Source organism: Treponema peruense (genome assembly GCF_016117655.1).
Taxonomy (GTDB): domain Bacteria; phylum Spirochaetota; class Spirochaetia; order Treponematales; family Treponemataceae; genus Treponema_D; species Treponema_D peruense.
Window position 1 is genome coordinate 1,051,718 of record NZ_CP064936.1, and the last position, 17,983, is coordinate 1,069,700.

The 17,983-nt window shown below is 43.3% G+C and carries 13 protein-coding genes; all 13 read left to right on the top strand.

Annotated features, from left to right (window positions below):
• Positions 1-8 precede the first annotated feature (8 nt).
• The 13 genes from mutS (at position 9) to IWA51_RS04870 (ending at position 17,964) form a co-directional block, all read left to right on the top strand.
• Positions 9-2,615: a DNA mismatch repair protein MutS gene (mutS, locus tag IWA51_RS04810; protein WP_198443428.1), complete on the top strand. Its 2,607-nt coding sequence runs from the start codon at positions 9-11 to the stop codon at positions 2,613-2,615.
• 61 nt (positions 2,616-2,676) lie between these two features.
• Positions 2,677-3,459, top strand: a complete 783-nt coding sequence (locus IWA51_RS04815; RefSeq protein WP_177527419.1) for a ComF family protein — start codon at positions 2,677-2,679, stop codon at positions 3,457-3,459.
• Between the two features lie 111 nt (positions 3,460-3,570).
• Positions 3,571-4,059: a chemotaxis protein CheW gene (locus IWA51_RS04820; RefSeq protein WP_177527420.1), complete on the top strand. Its 489-nt coding sequence runs from the start codon at positions 3,571-3,573 to the stop codon at positions 4,057-4,059.
• Positions 4,060-4,096: 37 nt separating this feature from the next.
• The gene (locus IWA51_RS04825) at positions 4,097-5,206 is read left to right on the top strand and encodes a DegT/DnrJ/EryC1/StrS family aminotransferase (RefSeq protein WP_177527421.1); all 1,110 of its coding nucleotides are present in this window, start codon (positions 4,097-4,099) and stop codon (positions 5,204-5,206) included.
• A gap of 4 nt (positions 5,207-5,210) precedes the next feature.
• Positions 5,211-6,065 carry an NAD(+)/NADH kinase gene (locus IWA51_RS04830; RefSeq protein WP_198443429.1) on the top strand — a complete coding sequence of 285 codons (855 nt, stop codon included), beginning with the start codon at positions 5,211-5,213 and terminating at the stop codon, positions 6,063-6,065.
• Complete coding sequence (gene recN / locus IWA51_RS04835) at positions 6,058-7,761, top strand: DNA repair protein RecN (protein ID WP_198443430.1); 1,704 nt, start codon at positions 6,058-6,060, stop codon at positions 7,759-7,761. The genes IWA51_RS04830 and recN overlap by 8 nt, the downstream gene beginning before the upstream one ends.
• A complete protein-coding gene (locus tag IWA51_RS04840) occupies positions 7,761-8,564 on the top strand; it encodes a hypothetical protein (protein ID WP_177527424.1) in 804 nt (267 codons plus the stop codon). The genes recN and IWA51_RS04840 overlap by 1 nt, the downstream gene beginning before the upstream one ends.
• Before the next feature lie 18 nt (positions 8,565-8,582).
• Positions 8,583-9,794, top strand: coding sequence for an HD domain-containing protein (locus tag IWA51_RS04845; RefSeq protein WP_198443431.1), 1,212 nt, complete (start codon positions 8,583-8,585; stop codon positions 9,792-9,794).
• Positions 9,795-9,975: 181 nt separating this feature from the next.
• A complete protein-coding gene (locus tag IWA51_RS04850; RefSeq protein WP_177527426.1) occupies positions 9,976-10,260 on the top strand; it encodes an OadG family protein in 285 nt (94 codons plus the stop codon).
• Between the two features lie 41 nt (positions 10,261-10,301).
• Positions 10,302-12,389, top strand: coding sequence for a sodium-extruding oxaloacetate decarboxylase subunit alpha (gene oadA, locus IWA51_RS04855; RefSeq protein WP_198443432.1), 2,088 nt, complete (start codon positions 10,302-10,304; stop codon positions 12,387-12,389).
• Between the two features lie 13 nt (positions 12,390-12,402).
• Complete coding sequence (locus IWA51_RS04860; RefSeq protein WP_198443433.1) at positions 12,403-13,842, top strand: sodium ion-translocating decarboxylase subunit beta; 1,440 nt, start codon at positions 12,403-12,405, stop codon at positions 13,840-13,842.
• Between the two features lie 77 nt (positions 13,843-13,919).
• Positions 13,920-15,092, top strand: coding sequence for an exonuclease SbcCD subunit D (locus tag IWA51_RS04865; protein WP_198443434.1), 1,173 nt, complete (start codon positions 13,920-13,922; stop codon positions 15,090-15,092).
• Between the two features lie 76 nt (positions 15,093-15,168).
• Complete coding sequence (locus tag IWA51_RS04870; RefSeq protein ID WP_198443435.1) at positions 15,169-17,964, top strand: AAA family ATPase; 2,796 nt, start codon at positions 15,169-15,171, stop codon at positions 17,962-17,964.
• The last annotated feature ends 19 nt before the right edge of the window (positions 17,965-17,983 follow it).

The window sequence follows — 17,983 nt, forward strand, 5'->3', positions numbered from 1 at the left end:
ATACTGCCATGAACGAAGAAACTCCTCTTCTTGCTCAATACCAGCGCCTTAAGAACGAGCATCCCGGTGAAGTGTTGTTCTTTCGTGTCGGTGATTTTTATGAAATGTTCAATGACGATGCTGTAGAAGTATCAAAACTTCTTAACCTTACACTTACGCACCGTTCCGTTAATCCCATGTGCGGGGTTCCTTTTCATGCAGCAAAGATTTATATTGCAAGACTTTTGCGGCTGGGAAGAAAAGTTGCCATTGCAGAACAGATTGGTGAGATTGCAAAGGGAAAGGGGCTTACCGAGCGCAAGGTTATAGAAATTATTACTCCCGGAACTGCCGTAGAAAGCGAATATCTTGACGGTGGCGTAAATAATTTTCTGGCTTCGGCCTTTATTACAGGAAATAAAGCTGGGTTTTCGTACATTGATGTTACAACCGGTGAATTCCGTGCAACAAGTTTTCCTGTTTCGTCTATGGCAGAAAATCTTTCAAAGGAACTTGGCCGCTGTTCCCCAAGGGAGCTTATTCTTCCCGATTCGCTCCGTGACAATCAGTCTGTTTCACAGTGTCTTTCTCTTTTGACAAACGTTTCTGTTTCATGGTATCCGGACTGGAATTTTAATCTTGAAAACTGCCGCCGCCGTCTTTTGAAACAGTTTTGTACGGCAAGCCTGCGCTCTTTTTCACTTGGTGACGAAGCCCCTGAGATTCCGCCTGCGGGATTCCTTCTGGATTATGTAGAAAAAACTACAAATACGCTTTCCCCTCATATTAAATCAATTTCTGTATATTCAGACTGCCAGTACGTTATAATTGACGATTCTTCGCGCAGAAATCTTGAAATAACCAACAATCTGCGTGACGGTTCTTCCAAATTTACGCTTCTGGAATGCCTTGACAACTGCCGTACTGCTATGGGAAGTCGTATGCTCAGGGAATGGCTGGTTTTTCCGCTTAAAGACATTGCCTCCATTGAATCCAGACAGAATCATGTTGAATCTTTTGTAAAGGACAATCAGTTTTTAAGAAAAATACGCGAAAAGCTGGACGGAATTCTTGATGTTGAGCGACTTGCCGCCAGAATTGCCATGGACAAGGCTCACGCAAAGGATCTTCAGGCTTTGAGAAAAAGTCTTGAACTGTGGCTTGAGGCAAGAAAAGAACTTGACGGTCGCAATTTTTCTATGACTGATACAGACAGCGCCAAAAGCATTATTGATCTTATAGCAAATTCAATTCTTGATGACCCGTGTACTCTTCTTAACGAAGGCGGAATAATACGTGCCGGCTGGTCAGAAGAACTTGACCACTGGCGTGACGTGCGCGACAATTTCAACCGCATTCTGTCTGGATACCTTGACGAAGAAAAAACTGCTACCGGAATCCAAGGGCTTAAAATCCGATCGAATTCAAACCTGGGCTATTATATAGAAGTTTCCAGCGGAAAACTCGACAAAGTTCCGGAACATTTTATTCTGCGCAGAAATCTTGTAAACGGCGCGCGCTATACGACACAAAAACTTCAGGAACTTGAAGAAAGCCTCAATGAGTCCGGAACAAAGATAATTGAACTTGAAAAACAGCTTTTTCTTGAAGTACGCAACGGACTTAAAAAATATGTTCCCTATCTGCAGCGCACTTCGGGTGAAATTGCATACGCTGATGTTGCATCTTCTTTTGCAGAGGCCGCCGTTATGTACAACTGGGTAAGGCCTTCGCTGGAAGAAAACGGCTGTTTTGATGTAAAGGCCGGGCGGCATCCTGTCGTGGAACGGCATCTTCCCGGAGGTGAATTTGTTCCGAATGATCTTACACTTTCTACGGAAGATGACAGCAGGACATTTGCCCTTATTACCGGACCCAATATGGCCGGAAAAAGCACTTTTTTAAGACAGAATGCGCTTATTTCCCTTCTTGCCCAGACCGGCAGCTGTGTTCCGGCATCTTCTGCCAGACTGGGAATTGTAGACAGAATTTTCTGCAGGGTAGGTGCCAGTGACAATCTTGCCAAGGGTGAGTCTACTTTTCTTGTAGAAATGACCGAAACTGCACGAATTCTTAATTCTGCCACTGAAAAATCCCTTGTAATAATGGATGAAGTGGGCCGCGGTACAAGTACAGAAGACGGTCTTTCCATTGCATGGGCCGTAAGTGAATATCTTCTTGACAGAATAAAGTGCAAGACTCTTTTTGCAACCCATTATCATGAACTTACGCGTATGTCACATCCATCCCTGAAGAATCTGTGCATGTCTGTAAGCGAAAACGGCAGTGACATTGTTTTTTTAAGAAAAGTTGCAGACGGTTCCAGTGAAAACAGTTACGGAATCCATGTTGCAAAATTGGCAGGACTTCCAGAAACTGTTATAAAACGTGCCGAAGTTATTCTGAATAAAATACAGTCCGACGCTGACGGTAAGCCTGTTCTTCCGCAGATATCGGGCAGCGGGAATGAAGTAGAAAGTGAATGTTGTAGGTCTTCTGAAGCAGCCTCTCTTTCACTTTTTTCTGACGAAGAAATGGTGCTTGATGAAATACTTTCTGCAGATGTAGACAACATGACTCCTCTTGCGGCTTTGAGTGCTGTCTCGCGCTGGAAAAAATCCCTGTCCGGGCGCTGATTTTTTTAATTTTTTTTAAAATTTTGTCATTTTGAAAAAACGGAGTCTATATATAAGGTATATGGACTTTGTAGAAAAAATGCGCTGCCTTTGGTTCAGGCTGTTTTATTACTTTTCATATTATCTTCGCAAACTGTTATGCATGGCTTTTGGCGGTGAAGAGTGTCTTTGCTGTGGAAAGCTTTCGTTCGGGGCGCCGCTGTGTTCCCGCTGTGCAAACAAACGCCTTCTTGAGCCAAGTGTTTCTGTCTGTTCAAGATGTCCCGTCTGCGGAAGACCTTTGGTAAGTGAAAGAGGGCTTTGTATGGACTGCCGGCGTTCAAGGACTGTTTTCCATGCCGATTCTGTTTTTCCAGTATTTGCATACAGACTCTGGAAAAAAAATCTTTTGTTTTCATGGAAAATGTCAGACAGAAGATCTCTGTCACCTTTGTTTGCAGCCGTTTGTGACGGTGTCCTGAAAACCGGCTTTGGTGAAGGCTGTGTATTGGTTCCTGTTCCTCCGCGTGCAGGCAAGATAAGGCGCCGGGGATGGGACCAGATAGACGAACTGTGCCGTTATCTGCGGTTTTTTTACGGGTACAAAGTTCTTTATCTTCTGCGCCGGCTCAGTACAGTGCAGCAGAAGAAACTTGACCGTAGCCACCGGCTTAGCGGAATAGGCAAAGCCTATACACTGTCTTCTAAAGGACGTGCCTTTTGTGATAAAAAAAGAATGCCGGCGAAGGTTATTGTTATAGATGATGTGCTTACAACAGGCGCAACGGCCGAAAACTGCTGTTCTGTGCTTAAGGAAGCGGGTGTTTTGAAAGTTTGTTTTCTGTCCCTTTTTATAGTGGACTAGAATTGCTTAGTGTAGTAAAATAGGGAGGCTCTGAAAATTGCAATTTTTTTAGATGCCCAATAGTGTATTAATGCGGTTTACAGCCAATACAACAATATATAGGGGGATTCTATGGCGGAAGAAAACAATTCGTTTCAGCTTGTTACGTTTCAGCTCGGGGAAGAGCTGTACGGCGTGAATATCATGGATGTTAAGGAAATCGTTAAGATACAGTCTGTTCGTCCGATCCCTAACGCTCCTTATTATGTAGAGGGAATCATTAACCTTCGCGGTGAAATTATTCCTATTATCAATCTTCACAAGCGCTTTCATATAAAGAAAATGGACGTTTCAGAAGATTCCCTTGCCGACGAAAATGACGGTGGATTCATTATTCTGGACATTGAAGGAAACAAAATCGGCATAATTATAGACAGAATAGCTCGCGTTGTTCCTGTAGAAGGCGATGACATAAAACCGCCGCCACAGATGCTCTGCGGAATCGGAACTGAATACATTCATGGTGTAGTCCGCCAGGATTCGTCTTACCTGATTATCCTTGATACGCGCAGACTGTTCAATCCGAAGGAACTTCAGAAAATCATTGAGCCCGAAAGCTGATTCTCTTGAATAAATTAAATAAAGGAAAATATAAAAAATGATACAGACTTACAGCCCGACAATAAGACGAAAGGAAATGGAAGCCGTGCTTACCTGCATGGTTGACGAAAAAATCGGACCCGGAGAAATGGGTATTCGTCTTGTTCAGACTGTCAGGGAACTAACCGGATGTGACGGAGCCGTTGCTTTAAGAAGTCCGTCCCTTGCACTCGAATATGCGCTCAAGGCCATAGACCTTCCTGCACAAAGCGGGGTAATGATCAGTGCCCTTGCTCCTTCCTGGCAGATTCTTACACTTGAACGCCTCGGATACAAGCCCATCGTTCTTGATGTATGTGAAGAATCAGGACTTGTTACATGTGCCGCAGCAGAAAACGGAATAAAAGACGGCGGACGTGTTCTTGTTCTGGCAGAGTCTATGGGAGTGCTTCCTGACATTGGGGCATTTCTTTCTCTGGGTGTACCTGTTATAGAAGATATTTCGCAGTCAGCTTTTGCGCGCTATCCTGCAGAACCTTCTGAAAGCGAAGGTGCAAAATCTGCTGTTCAGGAACAGTCGGGCACAGAAGAAGCAAAGACAGGAGAGCCGTTGGGTAAATGCGCTGGAATGTACGGTGTGTATACAATATTCGGCATGGAAGACCGTGACATTGTTACTGCAGGCGGCGGGGCCGTTCTTATGGCACCTGGAAGACGCGAATGGATTGTCCTTAAAAAACTTGCAGAAGAAGCACCTTCCACAGACTTTATTCCTGACATGAATGCAGCCCTTGCAGTTGTTGAACTCAAGGAATTTGCACGCAACGAAAAGACAAGAAAAGAAATATACGCTCTTTATGCCAGGGCAATAATGTCTGTAAAACACAAGACATATGTAAGACAGAATGACGGCGGTTCGACAATATATTCGTTCCCGCTTGTGCTTAACAGCGGTTTTAAGGATGTAAAGTCCTATGCCCAGAAAAAAGGTATTGAAGTGAGACAGGCTTATGAAAATTCTGTCATCGCGCTCAGACAGGAAGAAATTGCACCGTCATGTATATGCGCAAATTCCCTTTTGCTCAGATGTGCACTTTTTCCGCTTTATCCCAGACTTGGGCAAAAAGATGTAGCCCGCATTGTAAAGGTTCTTTCGTCTCTTCCTTAAGCCTATGAAAAAATGTCTTGTAGTCGTAAATTCCTTCAAAACAGCCTCTGTTTCCCTGTCACATGAAGTGATGGCATTTCTTAAGGAAAGGGGTGTCTGCGCAGAATCTTTTATTTATGACGGAAACAATGCAGTTTCAGAAAGTGTTGCCGTAGATTTCAACGGATATGACTTTGTAATTACACTCGGTGGCGACGGAACAGTGCTTTTTGCATGCCGTGGCTGTGCTCCGCTTAAGATACCTGTGTTTCCCGTTAATCTCGGAGAATTCGGCTTTCTTGCGGGAATTCAGAAAGAATGCTGGAAAAAGGAGCTGTCTGATTATTTAGGCGGCAAATCTTCAACCAGCGAAAGGGGACTTGTAGAGTGTGAAGTGCTTAGAGACGGTCGCTCTGTTTTTTCAAATCTGAGCATGAATGACTGCGTTATTTCAAGTGCGGCTACATCAAGGCTCATCAATCTGAGTGTTGCCTACAACAGGTCGCTTCTTGGTCCGTTCAAGGCAAACGGTATTATTGTTGCTACTCCTACAGGTTCAACAGCATATTCTGCCGCAGCCGGAGGTCCCATTATTGACCCTGCAATAGATGCCATGGTTCTTACGCCCATAAGTTCGTTCAGCCTTTCTGCAAGACCTCTTGTGTTTGGTCCCCGTGGCGAGATAACAATAACAGTTCTTCCTGGAAGATCAGATGTGGTTCTCTCCTGTGACGGTCAGGTCGGCTTTGACTTGTGCGAAGGTGACGTTTTGATTCTTTCTATTTCTGAATATAAGGCCCGTCTGCTGGGTGCATCGCAGGAGCGTTTTTATTCGGCTCTCAGAAGCAAGCTGAACTGGTCGGGAGGCCCACGTGCTTGAAGAACTTGATATAAAAAATTTTGCATTGATAGACAGCGCTCATATTGAATTTTCCAAAGGTTTTACGGTTCTTAGCGGAGAAACAGGTGCCGGTAAGTCAATTCTTATAGGAAGCCTTGCGTTTCTTTTGGGCGGAAAAGCCGGTGTGGAACAGATACGTACTGGTTGCCATGAAGCCGAAGTTTGTGGAACTTTTCTTCCTGAAGGAAAAGAAGCCTTTGTCTGGCTTGAGGAGCGCTGCATAGAAAGTGACGACGGTAATGTTATCATACGCCGTGTCATGCGCGATACAGGAAAGTCTTCTGCCTGGATTTGCGGAACTCCTGTTACAAGGGCCGATCTTCTTGCTTTTTCGGCTTTTCTGGTAGACATTCACGGCCAGCACGAACAGCAGTCCCTTATGAAAGTTGCCGACCACCGGCGTTATCTTGATATTTATGCCAATATTGTTGACGAAGTTGACAATTTTAAGTCGCTTTATACAAAACTTGTAGAAAAACGCAATCTTCTGGCTTCCCTTAACGAAGGCGAGTCAGACAGGCTTGCCCGTATTGATATGCTGAATTTTGCGGCTGGTGAAATAGAAGCAGCTTCCTTAAAAGCCGGGGAAGACTCTGATCTTGAAGCCGAAGAATCAAGGCTTTCTTCCTATGAAAAACTTTTTGAAGAAATAGAAGAGGCAAACGGAGTTCTTGAAGGAACTGACGAAAGCGGGGGAGTTCTTTCCCTTTTGAAAAGACTCAAGTCATCCCTTGCAAGGGCAAAGGACATGGACTCTTCCCTTGACAGTCTGGACTCAAGAATTCAGTCTGCATTTTACGAGATAGACGATATTGCCGGAGAACTGAGGCGTTATTCATCGGAACTTGTATTTGATCCTGACCGCCTGGCCGAAGTTCAGGAGCGGCTTGATCTTATTTACAAACTCAAGAAAAAATATGCTCCTTCTTCCGGGGCAACTGTTGCAGATGTAATTGCATATGGTGAAAAATGCAGGCACGAACTCGAAGGACTTTCGGGTGCGGCAACAGACAGAACTGCGCTTGAAAACGAAATTGCAGGTCTTGAACGGGCCGTTTATACAGCAGCAAAAGCAATAAGCGAAAAACGCAGGGCTGCTTCTGACAGAATGTCCAAAGAAGTGGAATCTATTCTTGCAAGACTCGGAATGAAGGACACGCGCTTTAGAGTAGGGCTTTCTGTCAAGGACGGCGACGATGTGGAACAGAAATGCGGTCCTTACGGAATGGACAATGTTGAATTTCTTATAAGCGCCAACCCCGGTTCCCCTCTGCTTCCTCTGGCAAGAATTGCTTCAGGAGGAGAACTGAGCCGCGTTATGCTTGCCCTTAAGACGATTCTTTCTGCTGCTGATACTGCCGGAACCCTAGTCTTTGATGAAATTGACACCGGTATAGGCGGGGAAGTTGCCGTTGCTGTAGGAAGCCATATGAAGATGCTTGCGGCAAAAAAACAGGTGCTGTGCATAACACATCTTGCAAGTATTGCAGTTTACGCCCATAATCAGATGAAGATACAGAAAGGAGTGGAAGGAAATACCACTGCAACAAATGTTTTCCCCGTTACAGGGCAGGACCGCGTAAGGGAAATCGCAAGAATGCTTTCGGGCGACAGTGTTTCGGCCCAGTCGCTGGAACATGCCGCTTCCATGCTGCAGAAATTCGGAGGTGAATGATGGCTGTCATATCAGATTCAGCACGTGCGGAGTTTTTTGAAAAGATAAAGCCTGTAAAGGGTATGATTGAGGCTTCCCTCAAAAAAGAAAAGGATATGGAAGTTCTCATGAGACAAGATTCCGCCGGGATAGAGTACAAGAAGCTTTTTCTCTGCGAAGAAATGATTTATGCATCTACCCTTTACATGTCAATCAATTCGGTTTCGGTGGAACTTCTTGGCACAAAAAACAATGATGCCCTTAACGATGCGCGCAAAATGCTTTACAAGGCCGTTATCTACATGGAAAATGTCGTTTCGAACAAAGTTGACTGCCCTTATTCTGAACTTGAGTCCTATCTCGAAAAGATTGCCAATACTCCTCTTGAAAAAAGACTTGATCTTATGAAAAAACTGGGGGTTGCCATACAGATGCTTATAGATGCCTTCGGTGACAACTCAAAGTGGAAGCAGTCTTTTGTTGAACTTCGCGGCCGTTTTGTAGTAGTTGCAAAAAACTTTCTTGACATGAAGCAGGCTTCAAAGGATTATTTTGATCCGCGCTCGCCCGACTATGACAATACTGTAATTTACATTAATTTCCTCAAGAAAATGCTGGACAAAAGCGCCATGGAGTACAGGGACCGCTATGAACTTGCTTCAAGAAGAATTGATGACATGCGCATAGCAATAAATCTTCTTATAGCACTCAGGCGGATTGCAATGGCTATAAATGACAAGGTACTTGCAGAAGAAATAAGAAAGAAGGCCCTTGTCTGGAAAACCAAGATGGAAGCAGACACTCGTTCTGGTCAGAGCAAATAGCCTTTTTATAGGAGAGTTATGAACAGGGATTTTGCACTCAAAATATTTGAAGGATTTTCCATAACGCGCTGGAATGACCTTGTGCGTCCGTTCGATATTGTAGAAATGGATAAACATGCCGAAAAAATGTTTGTTGCCTATATCATCGGAAAGTACGAAGAAAACAGAGGCGTAAAGGTTGACTGGGAATGGATGATTTATGCCTCGCTGTTTGATCTTTTGAGAAAAATCCAGCTCTGTGACATAAAAAGTCCCGTTCAGAGTCTTATCCGCAGTGAGTATCCCGAAGAATTCAGGCGTCTTAACAGATGGGTTCTTGAAAAATACCGTGGACTTATTGAAGATAAAAAACTTTTTGACAGGTTTTCACTTTATCTTGACAGGCTTGGAGGTCTTGTTCCGAATGAAAAGTCACAGGAAGCCACAATAAGAATATTCCGCGCGGCACACAAGTATTCTTCACTTCGGGAACTCGATATGATATGCATGGTCAACGAGCCCTGCAGAATTGAGCCCATACGCCGTGAACTTAATGCAGACATACAGTCCTTTCTTGATTTGAGGGGACTTCAGCTTTTGTTTACAAGACAGAAGCCCTTTGATTTTCTTATCCGCATAGAGCAACTGCGATTTCAGACAAGATGGAACCAGACTCCGCGTGTTCCTGGGACATCGGTTCTGGGACACTGTTTTTTTGTTGCCGTAATAACCCTTTTGCTCAGCCTTGAGTCTGGTTCAAAAATGTGTGCAGCAAGACTTTATGACAATTTCTTTTCGGCACTTTTTCATGACCTTCCCGAAAGCGTCACAAGAGACATTATTTCTCCTGTAAAGCAGGCGACAAACGGACTTCCGGCTATAGTAAAAAACATAGAAGACCAAATTGTTTCAAAAGAACTTGTTCCTTTAATGGAAGACTTTTACAAGGATGAAATCCTTTATTTTACCAGCGATGAGTTCAGCAACAGAATTTTGGAAAACGGCAGGACAAAAGTTGTGTCATTTGAAGAACTCAATACCCTTTACAACAAAGACGAATATCATCCCGTAGACGGAAAAACCGTCAGGCTTGCCGACCATTATTCAGCCCTGCTTGAAGCCGATCTTTCAATAAAGCATGGAATTACCAGTTCGCAGCTAAGGGATGGAAGGAACAATCTTGTTTCGTCCCATGCCCCCGGGCTTTTTGTAAACGGAATAGATGCCGGAAAACTTTTTTCTGAAATCTGACCAGATCTGTACTTCAATATAAAAAAAAATTATAAAAAGCAAAATATTCTTCATTATTGTAATATTCACTGAATTAATTTATAATGATTTGGACCCGTTTTTATCGTAGGGAAAAACTTGAGTTTTATGATTTAATTCTTTGTATAATAACGAATTGAATGTAAGAACTTATGGAGGATTTATGACGATTTCAGAGATGCTTAGCCAAAGTGGTATTCTAACTTTGCTGGGAATGGGTGTCGTTTTTTCTTTTCTGATTGTACTTATTCTTTCTATGGGATTACTGCGTATTTTTGTACGCGCGTTCCATCTTGACAAGGATTTGGAAAAGAACGACACATCCGCTTCTTCCAGGCCTGCTTCTGCAGGAACTGCTCCTTCAGTACCTTCTTCACCGGTAGCTGCTGATAACGGAGCCGTCGTTGCTGCAATTGCGGCCGCCATAAAAGAAAGAGAGTCTTTATAATTTCTACGCTGATGCGAATTTCATACTAAGAGGTTAGATTTATGTCAAAAGTTGGTATTTCCGAACTTGTATTGCGCGACGCACATCAGTCGCTTCATGCAACACGCATGACAACCGCAGATATGCTTCCTGCATGTCCAATGATTGATAAAATAGGCTACTGGGCCGTTGAAGGTTGGGGTGGAGCTACATACGACAGCTGTATACGCTTTTTGAATGAAGATCCGTGGGAGCGCCTGCGCAAACTTCATGCAGCCCTTCCGAATAACAAAATAATGATGCTTCTGCGTGGCCAGAATCTTCTCGGATATCGCCACTATGCAGATGATGTTGTAGACAAGTTTGTGGAAACCGCTGCAAAGAACGGAATCGACGTATTCAGAATTTTTGATGCATGCAACGATCCGCGCAACCTTGAAAGAGCTGCAAAGGCAGCAAAGAAGACCGGCAAGCATGTTCAGATGGCAATTTCCTATGCCGTTACTCCTTATCATACAGTAGAAAAGTATGCAGAACTTGCCAAAACATATGCAGAATTTGGCGCGGATTCAATCTGTATAAAAGATATGTCCGGTCTTCTCAAGCCTTATGATGTTTACGATCTTGTTACAGCAGTAAAAAAGGCCTGCGATCTTCCGGTTGAGATTCATTCACATTCTACTACAGGTCTTTCTGTTGCAACTGAACTTAAGGCAACAGAAGCCGGTGCAGATGTTCTTGATACCGCAATTTCTTCTATGTCTATGGGAACTTCACACAGCCCTACAGAAACTATCGTAGAAATGCTTAAGGGAACAAAATACGACACTGAACTCGATATCAAGGCACTTCTTGAGATTGCTGCATATTTCCGCGAAGTACGCAAGCATTATGCTTCACTTGAGTCAAAATTCCTTGGTGCAGATACACGTATTCTTCTTTCACAGGTTCCGGGCGGAATGCTTTCAAACCTTGAGAGCCAGCTTAAGCAGCAGGGTGCCAGTGACAAGATGGATGAAGTTCTCAAGGAACTCCCGCTTGTCCAGAAAGACGTCGGTTATGTTCCGCTTGTAACTCCTACATCACAGATTGTCGGAACACAGGCTGTATTCAATGTTTTGTTCGGCCGCTATGAAAGAATGACCGGTGAATTCCGCGATCTTCTTGTCGGAAAATACGGAAAACTTCCTGCTGAACCGAATGCTGACCTTGTAAAGAAGGCTCTTGTTCAGAACTCAATGGAAGCTGCTATTACATGCCGCCCGGCAGACCTTATTGCTCCTGAATGGGACAAGATGGAAAAAGAAGCTGCAGAAAACGGCGGTGACGGTTCTGTAGAAGATACACTTACTTATGCCATGTTCCCGAAGGTAGCTCCAAAATTCTTCAAGGAAAGAAAGAACGGACCTGTTGATGCACAGACTGCATTCGGCCTTAAGGAAACTCCAAAGCCTGCAGCCGCTTCATCAAATGGTTCAAGCTATACAATTACCGTAAACGGTGCCGCATACAATGTTACTACAGGCCCTGCCGGTAACAATATGAGCGTAAATGTTAACGGAACAGCTTACAATGTTGCCTTTGGTGCAGCCGGAACAGCTCCTGCCGCTCCTGTTGCCGCAGCTCCGGTTGCCGTCGGCGGTGTAGAAATAAAGGCTCCTGTTGCAGGAACATTGCTCAAGCAGTGTTTTGCAAACGGTTCAAAGGTTTCAAAGGGACAGACTGTTATTCTCATTGAATCAATGAAGATGGAACTCGAAGTAAAGGCAACTGCAGACGGAACAATCAACTATTCTGTTGCAGCAGGAAGCCAGATAACAAACGGACAGGTACTTGCTTCTATCGGCGGTACTGTTGCCGCAGCACCTGTTGCTTCTCCTGCACCTGTAGCCGCTCCTGCAGCCCCGGCACCTTCTGCCCCTGCAGCCGCTTCAGGAACAGGAAAGCCTGTAAACGCACCTGTAGCTGGAGTTTTTCTCAGAACATGTGTTCCCGAGGGAGCTTCTGTAAACGCTTCTGACAACATCATTATCATTGAGTCAATGAAGATGGAACTTGAAATTAAGGCCGGTACTGCAGGAAAGGTTCACTTCCTTGCTTCTGCAGGCAGCCAGATTACAAACGGTCAGACTGTTGCCGAGATTCAGTAATAAGGATTTTAATATGCCCAGTACAAAGACAGAAAAAAATAAAAAGATAGCCTTTGTGATGCTTGCCATTATGGCAGCCGCTTCGGTTTTGTCTTTTGGCACGAAAGTTTTTGCCCAGGACGCAACTCCTGTCGTGCAGGAAGCTTCAGGCCTTGACAAGGTCATTAAAGGAACAGAGGACTGGAACGGAAAGTACGATATTTCTGTTTCAAAGTTCATCAGAAACATAGGAAAGTCAACAGGCATCTACAAGATGATTCATCAGCAGACAGCCGCCGAGATTGCAGAAGAGCGTGAAGCCGAAGAAGCAAAACAGGCCGGGCTCAAAAAAGATCCGTTTGCAGGAAAAAAGGCTCCGGGTTGGCAGTATGTTATCATGATTACAATCGGTTTCCTTATCGTTTATCTGGGAGCAGCAAAGGGATTTGAACCTCTTCTCCTTATTCCAATCGGATTCGGAACAATTCTTGTAAATATTCCGGGTGCAGGAATGGGGAATCCTCCCGACGGTATGCTGAATATAATTTACAGCGCAGGTGTAGGAAACGAATTCTTCCCGATGCTTATTTTCATGGGAATCGGGGCAATGACTGACTTTGGACCTCTTATTGCAAACCCCAAGATGGCTCTTCTTGGAGGAGCGGCACAGCTTGGCGTTTTCTTTACCCTGTTTGGTGTTGCACTCATGAACATTATTCCGGGAATTGACTACAATATGCTCCAGGCTTCTGCTATTTCAATTATAGGTGGTGCAGACGGTCCTACATCAATTTACGTTTCTGGAAAACTTGCTCCAGAAATGATGGCTGTAATTGCGGTTGCTGCATATTCCTACATGGCTCTTGTTCCGATGATTCAGCCGCCGATTATGAAGCTTCTTACCACAAAGCACGAGCGCACAATCCGCATGGACCAGCTTCGTCCTGTAAGCAAGGCAGAACGCACTCTGTTCCCGATGTTGCTTCTTGTTCTTACAATTCTTCTTCTTCCTCCGGCAGCTCCTCTTATAGGAATGCTTGCGTTCGGAAACTTTGTAAAACAGTGCGGCGTGGTTGATCGCCTTTCAAAAACAATGGAAAACGAGCTTATGAATATTGTCTCTATTCTTCTTTCTCTTGGTGTAGGAAGCCAGATGACACCTGAAAAAATCATAAACCCGAATTCTATTGGAATTATCATTCTTGGACTTGTGGCATTTGCCGTTGCAACAGCCGGTGGAATAATGATGGCAAAACTGATGAATCTTTTCCTTCCAAAGGGAAAGAAAATCAATCCGCTTATTGGTTCTGCAGGTGTTTCTGCTGTTCCTATGGCTGCCCGCGTAAGCAACAAGGTAGGTCTGGAGTATGACCCATCCAACTTCCTTCTGATGAACGCTATGGGACCGAATGTTTCTGGCGTTATTGGAACTGCTATTGCTGCAGGTATATTTATTGCAACATACGGAGCCTAAACGTATTCATCGTTTTTAATATGCATCTCCGGGAATTCATCTGGATTTTCGGAGATGTTTTTTTTTGGAGTGAATTAATGCGTTTTCTGCACACGGCTGACTGGCATTTGGGAAAATCTTTTTTTGAAAAATCCCTTGTTGAAGACCAGGCTTTTTTCCTGGAACAGCTCAAGACTGAACTAAAAAACAATTATGATGCGCTTATTGTAAGCGGCGACATTTACGACCGGTCAGTTCCGCCTTCTGACGCAGTTACCCTTTTGGGAAGTTTTTTGTCACAAATTCACGGCAGTTTTCCGGAACTTCACATTTTTCTTCTTGCAGGAAATCATGACAGTGCAGAGCGGCTTTCTTTTGCAAAGGAAATTCTTGGTGAAAGCAACATTCATCTTTGCACCGACTGCCGCGCGTTTACAGAACCTGTAATAATCGGTGATACGGCCGTTTACCAGCTTCCGTTTCTTACGGCAGGCTGTATCTGTAAAACAAATTCCGACGAAATTTTACGCAGCCAGCAGGATCTTCTTTCTGCAGCTGTAACAGAAATAGAATCTTTTCATAAAAAGAAATATCCTTCCCTGAACTCTGTACTGAGTGCACATCTGTTTGCAGCCGGCGGTTTAAGAAGTGACAGCGAACGCATTCCTGTCGGAACAGCAGATCAGGTAGACGCGGCTCTTTTGGACTTTTTTGACTATACGGCGCTTGGTCACCTGCACAGTTTTCAAAAAGCAGGAAAATCTGCCTGGTATTCCGGCTCTCCGCTTTCGTATTCTTTTGATGAAGCAGGTTCAGCAAAATTTATGCTTGATGTTAAACTTGAAAAACACTGCGCGTCCATCAATAAAATTCCGGTTAAGCCTCTCCACCGCTGTTCCGTAATAAAAGGAACTTTTGCTGAACTTAAAAACGCCTCATCTTTTTCTGAATACGAAGATGATTATGTTCAGGCTGTATGTACCGATTTGAGTGTCGTTGCAAATCCGATGGCTGTATTAAGAAAACGTTACGAAAATATTCTGTCTTTTGGATATGAAAGAAAAAATTCAAATAATACAAGGTCTGACTCTATTCAAAAGCGCAGGGAACTTCTTGACGCATCTTCTTCTGTAGAATCCTATTCAAAAGTGTTTGAAGCATTTCTTGATGATTTATACGGGCCGGGTTGCATTTGCAGTGACAACAGTTTTTCAAAAGAAGTTGAAGAATTCAAAAAAGCGTGTGATGAACTGAATAAATCAGGAGAATAAGGTAAAAAATCCGCCGGAATGGCGTCGGCTTTTTTACCTTAAAGTTTGCATTGCAAACTTTTTTATAGGAGTGGAATTGAAACCTTTAAAACTTAAGTTAAAAAATATTGGTCCTTTTTTGGATGAAACTGTTGATTTTTCGCAGTTGTCAGATATGTTCCTTGTACGCGGAAAAACAGGCAGTGGAAAGACGACCATCTTTGACGCAATGACATATGCTCTGTACGGCGAAGTAACTGGAATAAGACAGACAAAATCTGTTAAGCTTCACAGTGATTATGTTCCGGCAGAAGAAAGCGGGCTTGTTGTTTTTGAATTTCTGCTTAACCACCAGGTATACAGAATTTCCAGAACCGCAAAAGCCGATACACTTTCAAAAACAGGTAAACTGCGCCGGGCTGTAAACCAGATGACGCTTGAAAAAAAAGATGATGACAATTGGACTGTTCTTGACGGAACTCCCACTGAACTTACCCAGAAGGTGCGTGATTTGATTGGCCTAAGCCGCGAAGAATTTTCGCAGATTGTTCTTCTTCCGCAGGGTGAATTTGCAGCCTTTTTAAGACAGGATCCGTCAGAACGCAAGCAGACTCTTTCAAAACTTTTTCCTGTTGAATTTTATTCGTCACTCTGCGATTTTGTAAAACAGAAAGCGTCTGTTGCCGAACAGCAGATGTCTGCGCTGTCTGTATCCCTCGAGTCCGAAACAGAAAATTTTGACAGGGAAAGAGCCGTAAGTGAATCGCTTTCGATAAAAAATGAAATTGATTCTTTGAAAACCGCAAATGACGAACTTGCACTTTCCATACAAATGGTTTCTGCAGAAAAAGAAAAACTTAACCTGGAATTAAATTCTGCACTTGAAGCAGAAAAGCTTACGGCTCAGATTAAAAATCTTGAATTACAGAAAGAAAAAATCAAAAGTGATAGAAATAAAATTTATTTGAGTGAAACTGCCGCTGCAGTCAAAAACGCTGTTTTGCAAAGAGACCGCGCAGAAGTAAAACTTTTGGATACCCAAAACAATATTGCTTCTTCTAAAAAAGTACTTTCTGATTTGCAGAAAAAGTATGACGAACTTGACGGTCAAAAAAAGGAATTTTCCGACGTATCTCTGAAAATAGAAAAACTGTCACTTTCGGTAAATGATGAGATAAAAAAACTTGAACAGTCCGAGAAAATTGAGCAGGCAAAAAAGAAATTAACAGAAGCAAAAAGCAAACTGTGTGAATATTTTTCAAAAATTGTTCCAGCTTTGTCTTTATGCGAAAAACAGCTTGGTGAAAACAAACTGACTGTAACAGGAATTTCTGATAGTCTTGAAACTGCAGAGAATGCAAAAAAAGCTCTTGAAGCCGCACAGAATGACGAGCGTATAAACCATTCGGCTTCGGCTCTTTCCAAGGAATTAAAGGAAGGAAGTCCCTGTCCTGTCTGCGGCTCTACACATCATCCGGCTCCTGCAGTTCTTATTGAGTCTGGAAAAGATTTTGCTTCTCTTCTAAAAGTTCAGGAAGATGCTGTAGCAATGTACAGGGCAAAGCTTGAAAAACTCGAAAAAGATGCGCGCGATATTCTTTCAAAAAAGACACTCTTTGAAAGCTTTAAATCGCAGATTCAGAGTGCTGCACAAAGTTACGGGGTTTGTCTTCCTGCAGAAGATTCGCTGCCTGAACGCACAGATCCTCTTCCCAACGGAACTTTTATTCCCTCAATGCAGGACAAAATAAATTCTGCTGTAAACAATCTTTCGTGCAATTTTGCAGCCGCAAATACTGTTGATGTTGCATCATTTACAAGCGCGCAGGATATTGTTTCAAAAATCAATGCACTTAATGAAGAAAAAGAGCAACTTAAAGACAGACTTTCTGATTATGAAAAATCCTGTAATGACACCCGCTCCAAACTCGACTCTGTTAAAAGCAGAATTGATACACTTGGTGAAACAGAAAAAGAATTCTTGTCTGAACATAATGAGGCTGTTCAGAATGTCAGGACAGAACTTTCAAAAACCAATTTTACTGACGAGCAAAGTGCACTAGCCGCTGTTCTTTCTGATGATGATTACAATCTTTTGAAAAAAAACTGCGACTCCTTTGAAAAAGAATATGATTTAACAAAGGCAAAACTTGAATCAATCAAATGCTCGGGACTGAGTGCCTCAGAACTGTCACAGAAGTACAGCGAATCAGAGAATAAACTTAACGGACTTACTGAAAAGAACAATAAGAATTCAGATTCAATTACATCCCTTACTTCAAGAAAGTCCCTTGTAGATGACAAGTTGCGGCGCATAGAAAATCTTGAAGCGCAAATTCAGGAGCTTTCAGAAAAAAACAGTTCCCTTTTGAAACTTTCTTTAGATTTGGGAATAAAAAATCCAAAAAAGATTCCGTTTGACTCCTGGGTTTTGGGAACATTTTTTGAAGATGTGGTAAGCGCTGCAAATCTAAGATTCAGAAAAATTTCTTCAGGCCGTTTTGAATTCATTCTAAAGGAAGATTCTTCAGGCGGAAGGGGAGCGAAGGGACTTGACCTTGCTGTAGGAGACAGTTATACAGGACACGAACGTTCTACTGCATCGTTAAGCGGCGGTGAAACTTTTATGGCTTCGTTAAGTCTGGCTCTTGCACTTACAGATATTGTACAGTCCAGAACCGGCGGAATAAGGCTGGATTCACTTTTTATAGATGAAGGCTTTGGTTCTTTGGACGGCGAAACTCTGGACAACGCCATTTCAATTCTGGATGAAGTAAGGGAAGAGCGCATGGTAGGAATAATTTCCCATGTAGATTCTCTTGCACAGTCTGTTCCGTGCCATATTGATGTAGAAAAATCCAACTGCGGAAGCCGCATTCACGTGAGTGCCTGATGTGTTTTGGTATGGTATT